The sequence below is a fragment of the Arthrobacter sp. V1I7 genome (assembly GCF_030817015.1).
In the GTDB taxonomy this organism is placed as follows: domain Bacteria; phylum Actinomycetota; class Actinomycetes; order Actinomycetales; family Micrococcaceae; genus Arthrobacter.
In genome coordinates this window covers 4,377,047-4,394,877 of record NZ_JAUSYS010000001.1, presented here as the reverse complement: position 1 = coordinate 4,394,877, position 17,831 = coordinate 4,377,047, and the positions used below count along the sequence as shown (strand labels likewise).

Sequence of the window (17,831 nt, the reverse complement as noted above, 5' to 3'; positions counted from 1 at the left end):
GCCGATGACACTTGAAAACAGTGTGCTCCGGCTCGCCGAAAGCGACGAGGTGGGTGTCGCCACCCGCGATCTGGCGTCCGGCACGGTCCTGGAGACCGAAGCGGGACCCGCCGTGGAGGTGCGCGCCAACGTGCCCCGGGGACACAAAATTGCGCTCGCTGACATGCCGGCCGGGGCAGCCGTGCACAAGTACGGGCAGTCGATCGGCCGAGCCCTGACCCAGATCCGCCGAGGAGACCATGTCCACACCCACAACCTCGGCATGGACCAGGTCCGGCAAGACTACGAATTCGGCACCTCCCGCGTCACACCGCAGGCGCCGGCCGGCCCGCGTCCCACGTTCCAGGGGTACCGCCGCGCCAACGGGAAGGCCGGTACGCGCAACTACGTGGGGATCCTGACTTCGGTCAACTGCTCGGCGAGCACGGCCCGGATGATCGCGGACCAGTTCCGCGGGGCCGCACTGGATGCGTTCCCGAATGTGGACGGCGTCTTCGCACTCACGCACGGGAGCGGCTGCGGCATGGTGCTCGGCAGCGCCGGCGCGGAAGTCCTGGTCCGCACGCTTCGCGGCTATGCCCATCACCCAAACTTCGCCGGGCTCCTGGTCCTGGGACTGGGCTGCGAGATGCTGCAAACGGAACGCTTCCTGGACGCGGACACCTCGGCCCGGTTCATCGAACGGCTCACCATCCAGGACTCTGGAGGCATCCGGGCAACGGTCAAAGCCGGGGTGGGCCTAATCCAGGGGATGCTGCCGTCCATCAACCAGCTCCAGCGGGAGACCGTAGACGTTTCCGAGCTGGTTCTGGGCCTCAACTGCGGCGGCTCGGACGGGTACTCGGGCATCACCGCCAACCCTGCACTCGGCGTCGCCTCGGACCTGCTCGTTGCCTACGGCGGGACCTCCGTACTGGCCGAAACCCCCGAGGTTTTCGGCGCTGAGCATCTGCTGACCCGACGGGCCGTCGCGCCCGAGGTAGGGCAGCGGCTGCTGGACCAGCTCGTTTGGTGGCAGGAATACACCACCGCCGGCGGAGGGAGCCTGGATAACAACCCCTCGCCCGGAAACAAAGCCGGTGGCCTGACCACCATCCTGGAGAAGTCCCTGGGCGCGGTCGCCAAGGCCGGGCAGGCGGAACTGTCCGGCGTCTACGGCTACGCCGAACCCATCACGAGCCGCGGTCTCGTCTTCATGGACACTCCCGGCTACGATCCCGTCTCGGTTACCGGCATCGTGGCCGGTGGCGCCAACGTGGTGTGTTTCACCACGGGCCGCGGATCGGTGTTCGGCTGCAAGCCCGTGCCCAGCATTAAGCTCGGCACCAACACTGAGCTGTACAACAGGATGCCGGAAGACCTGGATCTGAATTGCGGCGTCATCGTGGACGGCGACGCGACCGTCCAGGAGGTGGGCGAGCAGATTTTCGCCCGGATCCTCGCGGTGGCGTCGGGCGAACAGACGGTCAGCGAAGAACTTGACCTCGGACAGGAGGAGTTTGTGCCATGGCAACTAGGGACAGTGACATGAGCGCGGACCTCGGAATCGTAGAGCGCCCGCCGCCCAGCCGGATCCTGCTCCGCAATCCGGTCGTAGCCGTGCTCCGGGCGCGGCATGCCGCTCAACATGCACCGGTCACCTCCGCGCTGGCGGCGGGCGGAGTGCGCAGCAGCGTCGTGGCCGAGGCTAACCGGCAGTGCCTCGCCCTGTTTTCGATGCCCGGCGACCCCGTGCCGAGTTCGCCTGTGCCGAGTTCGCCGGAAATATGCGGGTTCGCCCAAACGCTGCGGGCTCGCTCGAAACTTCCGGCGACCGCGCAGCGTTCCAGCGATTGGGCTGGCGGCGGATGGGCTGTCAGGCGTCGAAAATGATGACCTGGCGGACGGCCTTGCCGTCGGCGAGCTGGTCCATGGCCTCGTTGATGTCGGCCAGGCCGATCCGCTTGGAAATCAGTTCCTCGACCGGCAGCTTCCCTTCGCGCCAGAGCTGGGCGTATTTGGGGATGTCCCGGGACGGAACGGCGGAGCCGAGGTAGCTGCCGACGATCGTCCGCGCTTCCGCCGTGACGGTCAGCGGGGAGATCGAGGCCCGGGCTTCCGGGGAGGGCAGGCCTGCGGTGATCGTGGTTCCGCCGACGGCGGTGGCGGCGAAGGCGGTTTCGAACGCGCGGGGATTGCCGGCGCATTCGATTACATACCGGGCCTTGATGCCGTCCTCGAGGACCTGCTGCGGGGTGTACGCCTCGTGGGCTCCCAGCCGGCGGGCGTGTTCGAGTTTCGCCTCGAAGGTGTCCACGGCGACGATTCGGGAGATGCCCTGGGAGATAGCCGTGATCAGGGCGGCCATGCCGACGCCGCCGAGGCCCACGATCATGATGCTGTCCTTGGTTTCCGGGCGGGCCGCGTTGAGGACGGCACCGCCGCCGGTGAGCACGGCGCAGCCCAGTACGGCGGCGACTTCCGCGGGGATGTCGTCGCCGACCGGCACGGCCGAGGCCCGGTCCACGACGGCGTGGGTGGCGAATCCGGAGACGCCCAGGTGGTGGTGGACCTTTTCGTCCGCGCGGCTCAAGTGGGTTGAACCATGGAGCAGCGTTCCCTCATTGTTGCTTCTCGATCCGGCGGTGCAGGGCAGCCGGCCGTCCGCGGCGCAGTTCTCGCATTTTTCGCACCGGGGCAGGAAGGACATGACTACGCGCTGGCCCGGTTCGAGGTCGGTAACCTCGGAGCCGACCTCGACGACGCGTCCTGCCGCCTCGTGGCCCAGGAGCATCGGCACCGGGCGAACCCGGTTGCCGTCCACAACGCTCAGGTCCGAATGGCAAATGCCGGCGGCTTCGAGCCGGACCAGGATCTCCGTGGGCCCGGGACCGCCCAGCTCCAGCTCCGAGATGCTGATCGGCCTGGAATCCGCAAACGGGCGCGGCCGGCCAATTTCCTCAAGTACTGCACCGGTGATCTTCATCGATCCCTCTCATCGCCCGTGTGGTGGTTGGTGTGAACGATAGCCGTCGGCCGTCCCAGGGTCCATTTGGCGGTCAAGGTGGCCGTTCCGGCGCGCCTCTCGAAGCTCGCTGAGATCTCGCCAGTGGCAGCTGATCATCCATCGGTCCACCCGAAGCCCAAGGAAATTCCAAGTTGCTTGAACGAGACTTGGACTTATGGCTGCTTTGAGCAAGTCTGGTCGCCCCCCGGACGCGGGACACACGGGGGACAGGGGTTTCCGAAAATTACTGGTCGGGCTTGCAACCTCTGCTCTGACGCTCGCCGGACTGGTCCCTGCGCACGCAGCGGCGACACCCACCGTTCTGCACGTGTTCCTGGCGGTAGGGCAGTCGAACATGTCGGGGCGGGGCCTTCCCAGCGGCACCACGGACGACCCGGCGGACTCGCGCATTTTTCAGTTCGGCGCGACTAATCGCACGTTTAGGACTGCGTCGGTCCCTCTGGACATGCATGACACTGCCGGCGGAATCTCACCCGCCACGACTTTTGCCCGCGGATACTTAAAAACCCAGCCAGCCAACGTCGGCGTCCTTATCATCCCGGCGGCGCACGGCGACACAGGCTTCACCGACGCTGCGGCTACCCTCACCTGGACTGTCGGGGCGGCAACATCCTCCACGTTCGACCTCCCGGCACTGGCGGTTGCGCAGACCTTCGCGGGGATGGCTGCGGCGAGGGCGCGGGGCCGCACAGTCTCCCTCAAGGGCATTCTCTGGCACCAGGGCGAAAAGAATTCGACGACTTCTACCTCCGAATACAGCGCCCGGCTCGACAGGCTCATTGCATTCTTTCGGTCCCGGCTGGCGGCGCCAAAGCTTCCCTTTGTAGTGGGGCGTATGTCGCTGGAGGGAATCGAGGCCGCGCCCGGCCGGGCCAATGTGGACAAGAGCCACCGGGAGACACCGGAGCGCGTCGCCCATACCGGATTCGCACCTTCCCTAGCCGGCGCCGTGAATGCAGGCGACCCGATCCACTTCTCCAGATCGGGCGTCGACTATCTGGGCAGAACCTACCTTTCCGGATTCTTGGACGCAGTCCGAAACACCTTGGCGCCGTCCGCGGTCCCGATTCCGCCCACGAGGTTCCTGGACACCAGGTTAACTTCGCAGCGCGTGGGAGGGGGCAGGTCTGTCTCATTCCGGGTTGCGGGCGTCAGGGGCATGCCCCTGGATGTATCGGCGGTGGTAGTAAACCTCACCGTGACGGAGCCGACTTCCTTTGGGTTCATCACTGCGCATGCCTCCGGGAAGGCGCGACCGGAGGCGTCCAACGTCAACTATGCCGCGGGGCAGACCACAGCAAACCTGGCGGTCGTTCCTGTCGGAAACGACGGGCGGGTGACGTTGTCGAATACTTCATCCGGCTCAGTGCAAATCATTGCCGACGTTTCTGCATATTTCCGAGCGGGCGCTCCATCTCCGGGAGCGTTCAGACCCCTTGACCCAATCCGTTTCTTGGATACGCGCCTGTCTCCCGGGCGCGTCCCCGGAGGAGGCTCAGTGTCTTTCAAGGTCGGCGGCACGTCTGGAATTCCCGCGGATGCCTCAGCGGTAGTGATGAACCTGACGGCTACAGAACCGAGGTCGTCCGGCTTCTTGACCGCGCATGCCGCCGGGGCGCACAAGCCGAATGCGTCGAACGTTAATTTCGCCCCGGGGCAGACCGTGCCCAACCTCGTGGTCGTTCCGGTAGGGAGAGATGGAAAGGTCACCGTTTCGAATACATCCGCAGGGTCGACCCAGGTTGTCGCGGACGTTTCGGGGTATTTCCTTCCTGGCGATCCTGACCGGGCAGGGGCCTTCGCAGCCGTGACGCCTACACGCTTTCTGGACACACGGTCCTCTTCCGGTCGGGTCGCCGCGGGCGGTTCGGTGACTTTCCAAGTTGGGGGCAGAAACGGGATTCCGGCAAACCCCGCGGCAGTTGTGGTGAACCTGACAGTCACAGAAACGACGTCCTACGGGCTGTTGACCGCGTACGCGTCGGGTGCATCCAGACCGAATACATCGAACGTGAACTATGCGCGGGGCCAGACAGTCCCCAACTTGGCGGTGGTTCCCGCGGGGGCTGACGGCAAGGTCCGAATCACGAATAGCTCACGCGGGTCGGCGCACATTGTCGCTGATGTCTCCGGTTACATCCTGAAGTGAACCGAACCAGCAGTCGGTGGCGCCAGGAGATATAAGAAAGTCGTCAGCCGCAGAAATCGACCCGCACCGCCCGGTCAGGACGAACGGGTCATCGACTCCGAGGGCGTATCCAGCGCCGTCCCAACTAGTGGCCCAGCTGCGCTGCGAGCTGCAGCAGCAGCGCCTCGGACCCCATCGGACCGACCAGTTGGATGCCCATCGGAAGCCCGGCACGCTTCCGGTCTCCAGTCCAGTGCACCGGGATGCTGATGGCCGGCAGGCCGCACACGTTTACCATCGAGGACCACGGCGCGAACTCGCACTGTTTGCGGTAATCGCCATCGGCGTCGCCTGCCCACTCGGCCGCCGGCCAGTAGCCGTCGCCGTGGGCCGACCCCGTGAACCAGCCCACCGGCCGGGGAGTCTGCGCCAGTGCGGGCATCAGGATGAGGTCCCAGGCGGCGTACTGCGCAATCGTGTCCCGTTGGAACAACCGCAGGAACCCGAGCGACTCATTGAGCTTGGCTGCGCTGCGCTGCTGGGCCCGGCGCCGGAACGTACGGGTCAGCGGCGTCAGGAGAGCCTCGCGTTGGGGTGCGATCCGGGCGCTTCCGACGGCGGCAGTCCAGGCGGTGGTGAACGCGTCGGGATACCGGTTGTCGTAGCGGATCGAGGCCTCCGCGGTTTCGTGGCCTGCCGCCTCCAGCATCCCGATGCCTGCAGCCAGGGCGTCGAGGGCCTCCTGGTCCGGAACGAACGGGAAGATCAACTGCCACGGGCTGTCCAGGCTCACGCCGATCCGCAGCTTGCGGGGTTCCCGACCGGTGAGGGCGAGATAGCCGGGCGCGGGCGTCCCGGATTGGCGCGGTTCCGACGGGACGAGCGCATCCAGCATCAGCGCCGCATCGGCAGCCGTGCGCGCCAGGGGCCCAGTGACGACCAGCCGTGCGGGATCACCGGAGCTTTCCCCGGCGGGCACCAGCCCGCGGCCGGGCTTGAGCCCGACCAGACCGCAGGCGGCCGCCGGGATGCGGACTGAACCGCCGCCGTCGGACCCGGGGGCGAAGGGCAACAGCCCGGCGGCCACCGCGGCGGCGCTGCCGCCCGAGGACCCGCCCGAACTGCGGCTCAGCGCGTGCGGGTTGCGCGACGGCGGCGCGATCCGGTTTTCGCTGTAGGCGGTCAGCCCGAACTCCGGGACCTGGGTCTTGCCCAGGGAAATGATGCCGGCACCTTTCAGCGCGGAGGTGATTGCCGCGTCGGCCAGGGCGGGTTTGTGGTCCAGGGCGGCGCTGCCGTGGGTGGTGACCACACCGGCCACGTCCGTCAGGTCCTTGAACGCGACGGGCATCCCGTGCAGTAGCGGCAGGCCGGTTCCGTCCTTGGTCGCGCGGGAATGGAGCTCGTCCGCTGCGGCCGCGTCTTTCAGGGCCTGCTCCGCCGTGACGGTGATGAACGCGCCGAGGTGCGCGTTTTCGGTCCCGATCCGGTTGAGGAAATGCCCGGCGGCTTCCCTGGCCGAGACGGTTCCAGTGTGGAGGGCATCGCGCAGCTGGACGGCCGAGAGTTCGTGGAGGTCAGCCAAGGAAACGCGGCTCCCGCCGTACGTGTGCAGGTGCAGGTGCAGGTGCAGGTGCAGTTGCGGGCGCGGCGGAGGGCGAGGGCGGGGGTTTGTCCCTTGACCCGGGAGGACATGTCCAGTTTTCGGCCCGGCGCATGGACATGCTGGCAATGTGCCCAGTGCTCGCGGCAAGGGGAGGGCATATCCGTGCCGGGACGGCGGAAGGCCTGCGGGTTGGCGAGGGCGGGGGTTCGTCCCTTGACCCGGGAGGACACGTCCAGTTTTCGGCCTGGCGCATGGACATGCTGGCAATGTGCCCAGTGCTCCCGGCAAGGGGAGAGCATGTCCGTGCCGGGACGGCGGAAGGCCTGCGGGTTGCCCGGGTTGTCGGCCGATCAGCAGCCATGGGGCCTCCTTTGCGTTTTCCCAGAAGCGTAACGTGCTGCCCGCAAGGGTGCGCTCTCAGCGGCTGGCGATACGCTGGAGGCAGACCCCCATTTGTTCGGAAAGGACGACCATGAGCGACTTCGACACCGTCACCGTGTCTGAGATCCCCGAGCGGGCCCGGATCGTCGATGTCCGCGAGGACTATGAGTGGGTGGCCGGCCATGCGGAGGGTGCCCTGCACATTCCGCTGGACCAGCTCCCGGCCCGGATCGAGGAACTGGACCCGGACGAGGACCTCTACCTCATCTGCCGCACCGGCGGACGCTCCTTCCGCGCCGCGCAGTGGCTCGTGGGCCAGGGGTATTCCGCCCTGAACGTGGCCGGCGGGATGGACCAATGGCTGGAAACCGGCAAGCCGCTGGTGTCCGACAACGGGCTCAAGCCAGTAATCCTGTAAGCGAAGAAAGAAGAGCCGATGCCCGCATCACCCGTTACCTATACCTTCCTCGGGCCCGAGGGCACTTTCACCGAGGCCGCGCTGATGCAGGTCCCGGACGCGGCGGAGGCGATCCGCATCCCGGCGTCCAACGTGAATTCGGCGCTCGACAAGGTGCGGGACGGTTCGGCTGACGCGGCCATGGTGCCGATCGAAAATTCCGTCGAGGGCGGCGTGACGGCAACCCTCGACGCGATCGCCACCGGCCAGGAGCTTCGCATCCTCCGTGAGGCCCTGGTACCGATCAGCTTCGTCCTGGTGGCCCGGCCCGGCGTCCGGGTCGAAGATATCCGCCGGATCTCCACCCACGGCCATGCCTGGGCGCAATGCCGGCTTTGGGTCGACGCTAATATTCCAGACGCGGAATACGTTCCGGGGTCATCGACGGCGGCAGCCGCGATGGGACTCCTCGAGGAAGACCCGCATTATGACGCCGCCATCTGCGCGCCGATCGTGGCCACGGAGCAGCCCGGCCTTGCCGTCCTGGGCGAGAACATCGGCGACAATCCCGGCGCGGTGACGCGCTTCGTCCTCGTGGGACGTCCGGGATCCCTGCCCGAGCCCACCGGTGCGGACAAGACTACGGTCGTGGTTCCGCTGCCGGAGGACCGGCCGGGCGCCCTGATGGAGATCCTGGACCAGTTCGCCACGCGCGGGGTCAACCTCAGCCGGATCGAATCCCGGCCCACGGGCCAGTACCTGGGACACTACTTCTTCAGCATCGACGCGGACGGCCACGTCGCCGATGCACGAGTGGCGGACGCCCTCGCCGGGCTGCACCGGATCAGCCCGGCGACCCGTTTCCTCGGGTCCTACGGCCGGGCCGACGCTCAGCGGACGATCGTGGCTCCGCATACTTCGGATCAGGCATTCCGTGCGGCCCATGCATGGGTTAAAGACATTCTGGGCGGAGTATCTGTGGTGCCGGAATATACGGCGGAGGCTTCGCCTAGAGCGTAGACAAATGCCACTCCGGGCACTTCCACGCCTACCAAACTGTGCGTATGCTTGCCTGATCCATATTGGGGGAAGTCCCCTAACGGAGGGAGCAGGTCATGTCAGGTACCAGCACCGAAAACGACGGCCAGGGAATGATTGTGAACCCCAAGCCGAGGGCTGACAACCAGGACTGGGACGGTGACGACGCCGACCGTGCCGACCGGCTGCGCTTCGAAGAGGAGCAGGCCCTGATCCGCGAGCAGTCAGAGGCCCGCGCCGCGAAGGCAGCCGCGGAGGCCAGGAAGTCCGCCAATGCGGAAGTCACTGAAACGACGAGGAAAGCCAGCGCCTAGTCTTCGTCGGTACCGTCCTTGACGCGTACCAGCAAGGAACCGGGTGCCACCTGCACGGTCACGGTCGTTGCCTCGCCGGAAGGATCGCCGTCGACCTGGGTGGCCATGGGTTCCGCGCTCCGGATGGTCACCTTACCGGAGCGGTAGTAGCTCATCACGGGCAGGTTCCGCTTGTGCTTGAGCACGATCTTGGTATACATCGCCAGCCAGCCGATCGCGCTGCGCGGGCTCATGACCACCACATCCAGCATTCCGTCGTCGATCATGGCCTGCGGGATGAAGTCAATTCCGCCGGGGATCAGCCCGCAGTTGGCAAACAGCACGCTGCGGATTTTCCGGCTCTGTTCCGGTTGGTCATCGAGGGCGATGGAGACCTTTTTGCGGCGCCCCGGCAGGTGCCGGACCCCTGCCTCTGTGTATGCCAGCCAGCCCACGGCCTTCTTCAGCCCGTCACTGGTGTCGCCCACGATCTCGGCGTCCATGCCGATGCCGGCGATCACGAGGAAGGTGTGTTCCGCCGACTGGCCGGTCCGGGAGTTGGCGACCCGCATCCGCGCGGTATCGATGAACCGCTGGTGGCCGAAGAGGGCGGTCTGCACATTTCCGGACAGGTCGTTCACGTCCAGCGGGATGTTGCGGGCCAGCAGGTTGCCGGTGCCGAGCGGAATCAGTCCCATGGCGATGTCCGTTCCGGCCAGGTACTCAGCTACGACGCGTACCGTTCCGTCGCCGCCGCCCACCAGGACGACGTCGGCCCCGTACTCCGCGGCTTCCCGGGCCTGCGAGAAACCGGGGTCCTCGGCGGTAGTCTCAAAGAAGCGTGGGGGCCCCCAGCCGGCGGAGGCGCAGGCATTCTCGATCAGGAGCCGGGCCTCGCCCGATTTGGCCTTGATCGGGTTCATCACCACGGCCACCTTTTGCTGGCCCAGGCCCGGACTGTGCGTTTGCTCCCAGACGGCGCTGCGGGTGTGCTTGGCCTTGAGTCTGCGCACCCCCCACCAACTGGAGATGGCGAACGCCAGGACTCCAGCGATGATGAGGTACAGCAGCCAGTCGCGCATTGTGCTCCAACACTATCCCGCCGCTGCCCCGCCCGGATGGCCAAGTAATGCGTACCGGATTGGTTAGTCTTGTCTGGTGATCGACGTAAAAGACCTCAGCGAAAATCCGGACAAGTTCCGTGCCAGCCAGCGCGCCCGCGGCGCCGACGAATCCGTGGTGGACGCGATCATCGCCGCGGACTCGGCCCGGCGTGCCGCCCTGATCCACTTTGAGAACCTGAGGGCCGAGCAGAACGCCTACGGCAAGAAGGTGGCCCAGGCCAAGGGCGAGGAGAAGCAGGCGCTGCTGGCAGAGGTCAAGGCGCTCGCGGTCGCGGTGAAAGCAGCCTCGGCCGAGGCCGACGTCGCGCAGGCCGCCCAGGAGGAGCTGCTCCGGGCGATCCCGAACCTCATCGAGGATGGCGTTCCCGAAGGCGGCGAGGATGACTACGTCGTCCTCAAGACGGTCGGAGCGCCCCGCGAATTCACCGGTTTTGAGCCCAGGGACCATCTGGAAATCGGCGAGCTGATCGGCGCCATCGATATGGAACGCGGCGCCAAGGTGTCCGGCTCGCGTTTCTACTTCCTGCGCGGCGTCGGCGCCCGGATGGAAATGGCACTGCTCCAGATGGCCATGGAACAGGCAATCGACGCCGGTTTCGTTCCGATGATCACGCCCACGCTGGTCCGGCCGGAAACGATGCAGGGCACCGGGTTTGACGTCAAGCACGACGCCGAGATCTACCGTCTCGCCGACGACGACCTTTACCTGGTGGGCACCTCTGAGGTGCCCCTGGCCGGCTACCACGCGGACGAGATCCTGGACCTCTCCGCCGGCCCGGTCCGTTTTGCGGGGCAGAGCTCCTGCTACCGCCGCGAGGCCGGCTCGCACGGCAAGGACACCCGTGGGATCATCCGGGTCCACCAGTTCAACAAGGTGGAGATGTTCGTCTACACCACGGTGGAAGAGGCGGCCGCCGAGCACGCCCGCCTGCTGGCCTGGGAAGAGGAAATGCTGGCCAAGTGCGAGCTGCCCTACCGGGTGATCGACACCGCCGCGGGCGATCTTGGCAATTCCGCCGCCCGGAAGTTCGACTGCGAGGCCTGGGTCCCCACCCAGGGCGCCTACCGCGAGCTGACGTCCACATCCAACTGCACCACCTTCCAGGCCCGCCGGCTCAACATCCGGGAACGCGTCGTGAACGAGGAGGGCGTCTCCAAGGGCACCCGCGCCGTCGCCACGCTGAACGGGACGCTCGCCACCACCCGCTGGATCGTCGCCATCCTGGAGCACCACCAGAACCCGGACGGCTCGGTCAACGTCCCCGCGGCCCTGCAGAAATACCTTGGCGGGATGACGGTCTTCCCGGTCCTGTAGCGGCCCTCCCGACGCGCAACCCTCCCTGCGCTGCGCAAATGGCCCAGCGACGCCGGAATCCGGGCGTCGCTGGGCCATTTGCGCAGCGGCCGGAACAAGGGGTGTCGCAGGGGGAGTGTTCACGATCAGTTCACCGCGCCTGTGGCGTGGATCCTAGCGGCCCCCGGAGACGTCTGCTCTACTAGGGAGATGACAACATTGACTGAAACCTCAGTCGCCGGCAACGATGACCGGCGAGATAACGACCAGAACAATAACGGCCACAAGCTGATGGTGGCGCTCGACGTCGACGGCACCCTCGTCGACCACGACGGCCACATGTCGGTTCCCGTCCGCGAAGCAGCCCAGGACGTCGTGGCGGCCGGCCACCACGTCACCATCGCCACGGGCCGCTCGCTCAACGCCATGCTGCCCATCATCGAGCACATCGGCATCGACAACGGCTATGCCGTTTGCTCGAACGGCGGCGTCATCCTTCGACTCGATTCCGGCCTGGCCGACGGTTACGAGGTCATCCACAAGGCCACTTTTGACCCGGGTCCGGTGCTCCGCGCGCTTCGCAAGCGGCTGCCCACGGCCAAGTATGCCCTTGAAGACGAAGAAGGCAACTTCCTCTCCACCGAACGCTTCCAGGACGCCAGCTTCGGCGTCGAGGCGATCGGCGTCGACTTCCAGACCATGCTGGAGGCCACCGCGGTGCGCGTGGTGGTGTTCAGCGCTGAAAACACGCCCGAGGAATTCAACACTGCCATCCGGCACATCGGCCTGGCCGGCGTGACCTACTCGGTCGGCTGGACAGCCTGGCTGGACATTGCCGCCGCCGGCGTGACCAAGGCCACCGCCCTGGAACACCTCCGCGGCCGGCTCGACATCGAGGCACACCTCACCGTCGCCGTCGGCGACGGCCGGAATGACATCGAGATGCTCACCTGGGCCGCCCGCGGTGTGGCTATGGGCCAGGCGCCAGAGGAAGTCATCGCCGCCGCCAACGAAGTTACCCATTCCGTGTACGACGACGGCGCCGCCGCCGTGCTGCGGAGCCTCCTGCTGTAGTTCCGGCTCCTGCTTTAGTCCCGGCGCCGGGCGTGCCTTGGCCGCGGCCGCACCGGAAGGCTTAGCGGACCTCGAGGATGAGGCTCAGCAGGCGGGCCGCTGCGGGCCGAGCGGCATGCTCCTCGTTCCATTGGGCCCGGGCAACGGCCTTGCTGACCGCCTGTGTGGTGATGCCCAGTTCCTCCGCGACGGCCTTTTGCTGCCCGCGGACGCCGGGGGTCAACAGGTCCAGCACCCGCCACTCGGCCTGGCTCCTGTCGTGGACGATATGGCCCAGGAGCCGCAGCACGGCCTCTGATTCCGCCGCGAGGTCAGCCAGCGGGCCCTCGACGGCGACCGGGATCCGTTCCTTGCCGTTGCGGAGCCGGTCGACAGCGCGCCGCGCGTAGACCAGCCCGTGGCCGGAGGCATCCTTGATCTGGTTGGGCAGCGGCTCATTAACCGGACCCACGCCGATCCCGACGTACCAGCTGCCGCTGCGCAACGCGATCATTGCGGCCTCCACCGCCTGATGCGCCGAGTCCACAATGCCCTGGACCTCGTCCTCCACTGAGCGGTCGAAATCGAGGCGCGCCGGAATGTGCCGCAGGCCTTTGAGGAGCTGGGGCACGCGGTCGCCGTCGCGCCGGCTGTCGGTTTGGTTGATGGTCAGCGTGAACATTCTGGATCAAACACTACCCGGTGGTAATCCGGAGGCAAACGAGGGCCAGGAAGCCGCCGTCGGTCTTGTGTCCCGTCCGGGGACGTGTTGCGATGGAGGACACGCCACCGCCGGGGGCCCGAGTTAAGCGAGGACTGCTGTGACCAGCGACGTGACCAGTGACGTGAAAGGGGACCTGGGCAGGGACGCGGCCCGGTCGGGTCCGACCGGCGCCGGGGGAGCGCAGCCGGGAGCCGTCTCCCGGGGCGCCCTCGACGACGCCGCGCTGGAGCTTGTTGACCGCTGGTGGCGGGCGGCCAACTATCTGTCCGTGGGACAGATCTACCTCCGCTCCAACCCCCTGCTGCGTGAACCGCTCCGCCCCGCGGACACCAAGTCACGGCTGCTCGGCCACTGGGGCACGACGCCGGGGCTCAACTTCATCTACGCCCATCTGAACCGGGCCATCCGCCGGGACCGGCAGGAGATGCTGTTCATCGCCGGGCCGGGCCACGGCGGGCCCGCAGTGGTGGCCAACGCGTGGCTTGAAGGTACCTACTCGGAGATCTACGGCGGGGTGGGCGAGGACGAGCAAGGCATGGCGGAGCTGTTCCGGCAGTTCTCCTACCCCGGCGGGATCCCCAGCCACGCCGCACCGGAGACCCCGGGATCCATCAACGAGGGCGGGGAGCTCGGCTATTCGCTGGCACACGCCTACGGGGCTGTCTTCGACAACCCCGGACTGGTCGCCGCGGTTGTGATCGGCGACGGCGAGGCGGAGACGGGTCCGCTGGCCGCGAGTTGGCACTCCCACACTTTCCTGGACCCGGTGGCGGACGGCGCGGTGTTGCCCATCCTGCACCTGAACGGCTACAAGATCGCCAACCCCACCATCCTGGCCCGCATGCCCGAAGCCCAGCTGGAGCAGCTGCTGCGCGGCTACGGCCACGAGCCGCACTTCGTGACGGTGGCGGAACCGGACGACGCTGCGGCCGCACACCGGGCCTTTGCCGAAGCCCTGGACCGGTGCCTGGCCGAGATCGTGGCGATCCAGTCCTCGCACCGCGGCGACGACGCCGGCGAGGCAGGCGACGCCGGCAGCGACGCGGGCGGCCCCGCCGGCAAGGTCAGCGGCGACGACGTCGGCGAGGCAGGCGGCGCCGCGGGCGGCGTGGTCAGTGGCGACGGCGAAGCGCCGCGCTGGCCCATGATCGTGCTGCGGTCCCCCAAGGGCTGGACCGGACCGAAAAAGGTGGACGGGCTGCAGGTGGAGGGCACCTGGCGCAGCCACCAGGTTCCGCTGAACGGGGTCCGCACGAATCCGGAACACCTGGCCCAGCTGGAGCAATGGCTGAAGTCCTACCGACCCGAGGAGCTTTTCGATGAACGGGGCAGGCTGAACCCGGAGATCGCCGAAAACGCGCCGCACGGCGAGCTGCGGATGAGCGCGACGCCGCACGCCAACGGCGGGCTGCTGCTGCGCCCGCTCAAGCTCCCCGGCTACGGCCGGCACGCCGTCGACGTCCCCCAGCCCGGCGTCGAACGCATCAGTCCGATGATCACCCTCGGCTCCTGGCTGCGCGACGTAATCAGCCTTAACCCGGAGGCGTTCCGGCTGTTTGGCCCGGACGAGACCGCCTCCAACCGCCTGCAGGACGTCTACGAGGTCACGGACAAGGTGTGGCAGTACCGGATCGACGGACTCGATGAGCACATTGCCCGGGCCGGCCGGGTGATGGAAGTGCTCAGCGAGCACCTCTGCCAGGGCTGGCTGGAGGGCTACCTGCTGACCGGCCGGCACGGCGTCTTCAACTGTTACGAGGCGTTCATCCACATTGTGGATTCGATGTTCAACCAGCACGCCAAATGGCTCAAGGTCTCCCGCCAGCTGCCGTGGCGCCAGCCGGTGGCCTCGCTGAACTACCTGCTGTCCTCCCATGTCTGGCAGCAGGACCACAACGGCTTCTCGCACCAGGACCCCGGCTTCATCGACCACGCCGTGAACAAGAAGGCCGAAGTCATCCGGGTTTACCTGCCGCCGGACGCCAATACGCTGCTCGCCGTGATGGAGCACTGCCTCGGCTCACGCGACCTGGTCAACATTGTGGTCAGCGGCAAGCAGCCCTCGCCGACCTGGCTTGGTCCGGCGGAGGCCTCGCACCATTGCCGCCGCGGCCTCGGCATCTGGCAGTTCGCCGGCTCCGAGGTTCCTGGCGAGGAGCCCGACGTCGTCCTCGCCTGCGCGGGCGACGTACCCACCGTCGAAACGGTCGCCGCTGCGGAACTGCTGAAGCAGGGCGCTCCCGGGCTGAAGGTGCGGGTGGTCAACGTCGTGGACCTAATGCGGCTCCAGGATGCCAGCGAACACCCGCATGGGCTGACTTCACGGGATTTCGACGGCAATTTTCACGACGGACAAGCCGGTCATTTTCGCGTACCACGGCTATCCCGCACTGATTCACCGGCTCACCTACCGCCGGACCAACCAGGAGGGCCTGCACGTGCGTGGCTACAAGGAGGAGGGCACCACCACCACGCCTTTCGACATGGCCATGCTCAACGGGATCGACCGCTTCCAGCTCGCCATCGACGCGATCGACCGGGTTCCCGGGCTCGCCGAGAGGCATTCGCTGCTGCGCCAGTCGCTGCAGGACAGCCGGATCCGGGCACGGGAGCACACGCGGGAACACGGCGAAGACCCGGCGGAGATCCGGGACTGGTCGCTGCGCCGCGAGTAGCCGGGCCGATGTCTGGGAGCGCGCTGAACTAATGGCTGTTTGAGGGGTCGGTTCGGGTCTCGGGCCGTCCGCCCGGCTCAGATCGAGCGGTACCTGAGTGTGCCGGGAATCCCGCCCTGGCTGTCCAGACCCATTCCGGAGGCAAACCGCGCCCAAACAGCACGGAGGGCCCGACCCTGGGCGTTAATTTCCTCCCACGTGGCGCCCGTGAGCAACCCTGCTCCTTCCCAGGTCCGCTGATCGCCGAACAGCAGCGGCAGATCCACGGTGTGCGCGGCCCCGTAGAAGTTACCCGGCGCGCCCCAGGTCAGCACGTAGCGGTACGCCCTGCCCCCGGCCTGGACGTGCCGCCGGGCAAACTTCCTGGCCGATTTGCCGTAAACGGCTTCCGTCACGGCCCAGTTGATGGCCCTGACGACGGCGGCGCCGAGAACCGGGACCTTGGCCAGACGTCTGACCTGGGGGCCGCGCGGCAGGAACAGGCGGGCCTCGTCGGACGTGTGCCCGATCAGGACCTCGATCTCCGGGGCCGTGGCATTCCAGGCGGCGTCGATCCCGTCTTCTGACGGCAGGGGGGCGTGCCCGTATTGGGTGCCGAACGGCATGGCCGCCATCAGCCCGAACTTGCGCGCCACTTGTGCCACGGTGCCCTCAATGGCGACGACGTCCAGGGCAGGGGTGTCCTCGGTGACGGTTTCCGCCGCGATGCCCATGGCGGTGTTCATCTTTTCCCTTCCACGGGCGATGCCCAGGGGTGCGCTTTGAATGATGGCGCGCTGAAAGAGGGCGGGGGCGTCCGGCGTCGCCATCAGATGGGCGACGGCGTCGCCGCCGGCGGACTGTCCGAACGCCGTGACGTTTCCCGGATCGCCGCCGAAGGCGCTGATGTTGCGCTGAACCCAGCGGAACGCTTCGAGCTGGTCCAGGAGGCCGAGGTTGGCGGGCCGGCCCGTGCCGGCGGCCAGGTATCCGAAGAGGCCCAGGCGGTACGTCACGGAGACCACGATGACCCGGTTTTCGGCAACGAGGGCCTTGGCATCGAAGATCGCCAGGTCCCCGGAGCCGGAGGTATAGGAGCCGCCATGCAGCCACACCATGACCGGCACGCGTTCGGCGTCCTGCAGGTCGGCCGGCAGGGTGATCGAGAGGCGCTGGCAGTCCTCAGTGCCGGGAAGTTCGCCGTAACGCGTGCCGAGGACGTCGTCCAGGAACGGTACCGGTCCCTGCGGGCAGGCCGGGGACAGCGACGTAGCGCTGAGCACCTCCGTCCGGTCGGGCGCACTCACCGGGGGCTGGAAGCGCGCCGCGGTGGCGTAGGGGATTCCCGTGGCCCGCAGCACGTCGCCGTCCCGCCATCCGGTGACCGGACCGCAGGGCGGGCTAAAGTCAGGCTCGGCGTTCATAGGCCAACGATTTCACAGATTCTTGAGGCTCCGCTGACAGACGACGACGGCGGGTGCGGGGTTCTTCCGAACCCGGCACCCGCCGTCGTACTTCTCCTGTGGGGGGAGGTGGTCGCGATCAGTGTCCTGCGGAAGGTACGAAGCGCTTGATGGAAGCCTCAAGTTCCGCTTCGGCGGCGGCGCGGTCGCCCCAGCCCTCGGCCTTGACCCACTTGCCCGGCTCCAGGTCCTTGTAGCGGGTGAAGAAGTGCTCGATTTCCTGGATCAGGAATTCATTGACGTCGCTGATCTCGTTGATGTGGTCGAAGCGGGCGTCAGCCGGAACGCAGAGCACTTTGGCGTCTCCGCCGCCGTCGTCGGTCATGTTGAACACGCCGATCGGGCGGGCTTCGACGATCACGCCGGGGTAGAGGTCGAAGTCCTGCAGGAGCACCAGCGCGTCCAGCGGGTCGCCGTCCTCACCCAGGGTGTTCTCGAAGTACCCGTAGTGGGTGGGGTACTGCATGGAGGTGAACAGCACGCGGTCCAGACGGACGCGGCCGGTCTCGTGGTCGACTTCGTACTTGACGCGTGATCCCTTGGGGATCTCGATGGTCACGTCATGCTTCATGGAATGCTCCTCGACGGATTCAGGGGGTGCGCGGCACACAGAAAGGACTGACGGTGCCGCCGACTACTATTGAGGATATAGCGAGAGGCCCTGGTTTC

Annotated in this window: 13 protein-coding genes and 1 pseudogene; 8 read left to right on the top strand and 6 right to left on the bottom strand. The window is 67.1% G+C overall.

Annotated features, from left to right (window positions below; all coding sequences use genetic code 11):
• Positions 1 to 4 precede the first annotated feature (4 nt).
• Entirely contained in the window at positions 5 to 1,531 is a 1,527-nt protein-coding gene (locus QFZ69_RS20245) for a UxaA family hydrolase (protein ID WP_306913958.1), read from the top strand.
• 324 nt (positions 1,532 to 1,855) lie between these two features.
• Here QFZ69_RS20245 and QFZ69_RS20240 read toward each other — a convergent pair whose 3' ends face one another.
• Positions 1,856 to 2,965, bottom strand: coding sequence for an alcohol dehydrogenase catalytic domain-containing protein (locus tag QFZ69_RS20240; protein WP_307000387.1), 1,110 nt, complete (start codon positions 2,963 to 2,965; stop codon positions 1,856 to 1,858).
• Between the two features lie 196 nt (positions 2,966 to 3,161).
• Between QFZ69_RS20240 and QFZ69_RS20235 the strand changes: the two genes are divergently transcribed.
• Positions 3,162 to 5,156 (top strand): sialate O-acetylesterase, encoded by a 1,995-nt coding sequence (locus QFZ69_RS20235; RefSeq protein WP_307000383.1) that lies wholly within the window; start codon positions 3,162 to 3,164, stop codon positions 5,154 to 5,156.
• A gap of 124 nt (positions 5,157 to 5,280) precedes the next feature.
• Here the strand turns inward: QFZ69_RS20235 and QFZ69_RS20230 are convergent, their stop codons facing one another.
• Positions 5,281 to 6,720 carry an amidase gene (locus QFZ69_RS20230; RefSeq protein WP_306913955.1) on the bottom strand — a complete coding sequence of 480 codons (1,440 nt, stop codon included), beginning with the start codon at positions 6,718 to 6,720 and terminating at the stop codon, positions 5,281 to 5,283.
• A 493-nt stretch (positions 6,721 to 7,213) separates the two neighbouring features.
• Between QFZ69_RS20230 and QFZ69_RS20225 the strand changes: the two genes are divergently transcribed.
• The 3 genes from QFZ69_RS20225 to QFZ69_RS20215 all read left to right on the top strand — a co-directional run bounded on the left by QFZ69_RS20225 (position 7,214) and on the right by QFZ69_RS20215 (position 8,871).
• Positions 7,214 to 7,540, top strand: a complete 327-nt coding sequence (locus QFZ69_RS20225) for a rhodanese-like domain-containing protein (RefSeq protein WP_306913953.1) — start codon at positions 7,214 to 7,216, stop codon at positions 7,538 to 7,540.
• Between the two features lie 18 nt (positions 7,541 to 7,558).
• Positions 7,559 to 8,539, top strand: coding sequence for a prephenate dehydratase (pheA, locus tag QFZ69_RS20220; RefSeq protein ID WP_306913951.1), 981 nt, complete (start codon positions 7,559 to 7,561; stop codon positions 8,537 to 8,539).
• 95 nt (positions 8,540 to 8,634) lie between these two features.
• On the top strand, positions 8,635 to 8,871 hold the full coding sequence (locus tag QFZ69_RS20215) for a hypothetical protein (RefSeq protein ID WP_306913948.1): 237 nt from the start codon (positions 8,635 to 8,637) through the stop codon (positions 8,869 to 8,871).
• Here the strand turns inward: QFZ69_RS20215 and QFZ69_RS20210 are convergent.
• The gene (locus QFZ69_RS20210) at positions 8,868 to 9,932 is read right to left on the bottom strand and encodes a diacylglycerol kinase family protein (RefSeq protein ID WP_306913946.1); all 1,065 of its coding nucleotides are present in this window, start codon (positions 9,930 to 9,932) and stop codon (positions 8,868 to 8,870) included. The two genes, QFZ69_RS20215 and QFZ69_RS20210, sit on opposite strands and share 4 nt — an antisense overlap.
• Before the next feature lie 76 nt (positions 9,933 to 10,008).
• Here QFZ69_RS20210 and serS point away from each other — a divergent pair, with 76 nt between their 5' ends.
• Together serS and QFZ69_RS20200 are read left to right on the top strand one after the other, a co-directional pair.
• On the top strand, positions 10,009 to 11,289 hold the full coding sequence (gene serS / locus QFZ69_RS20205; RefSeq protein ID WP_306913944.1) for a serine--tRNA ligase: 1,281 nt from the start codon (positions 10,009 to 10,011) through the stop codon (positions 11,287 to 11,289).
• A gap of 189 nt (positions 11,290 to 11,478) precedes the next feature.
• On the top strand, positions 11,479 to 12,342 hold the full coding sequence (locus QFZ69_RS20200) for an HAD family hydrolase (RefSeq protein WP_306913941.1): 864 nt from the start codon (positions 11,479 to 11,481) through the stop codon (positions 12,340 to 12,342).
• A 61-nt stretch (positions 12,343 to 12,403) separates the two neighbouring features.
• Here the strand turns inward: QFZ69_RS20200 and QFZ69_RS20195 are convergent, their stop codons facing one another.
• Positions 12,404 to 13,003 carry a hypothetical protein gene (locus QFZ69_RS20195; protein ID WP_306913939.1) on the bottom strand — a complete coding sequence of 200 codons (600 nt, stop codon included), beginning with the start codon at positions 13,001 to 13,003 and terminating at the stop codon, positions 12,404 to 12,406.
• Between the two features lie 265 nt (positions 13,004 to 13,268).
• On the opposite strand from QFZ69_RS20195, the pseudogene QFZ69_RS20190 reads away from it, so the two are divergent.
• A pseudogene (locus tag QFZ69_RS20190) lies at positions 13,269 to 15,720 on the top strand (phosphoketolase).
• A 77-nt stretch (positions 15,721 to 15,797) separates the two neighbouring features.
• Here the strand turns inward: QFZ69_RS20190 and QFZ69_RS20185 are convergent.
• Together QFZ69_RS20185 and QFZ69_RS20180 are read right to left on the bottom strand one after the other, a co-directional pair.
• Complete coding sequence (locus QFZ69_RS20185; protein WP_306913937.1) at positions 15,798 to 17,123, bottom strand: carboxylesterase family protein; 1,326 nt, start codon at positions 17,121 to 17,123, stop codon at positions 15,798 to 15,800.
• A 118-nt stretch (positions 17,124 to 17,241) separates the two neighbouring features.
• The gene (locus tag QFZ69_RS20180) at positions 17,242 to 17,733 is read right to left on the bottom strand and encodes an inorganic diphosphatase (RefSeq protein WP_306913935.1); all 492 of its coding nucleotides are present in this window, start codon (positions 17,731 to 17,733) and stop codon (positions 17,242 to 17,244) included.
• Positions 17,734 to 17,831: the final 98 nt, after the last annotated feature.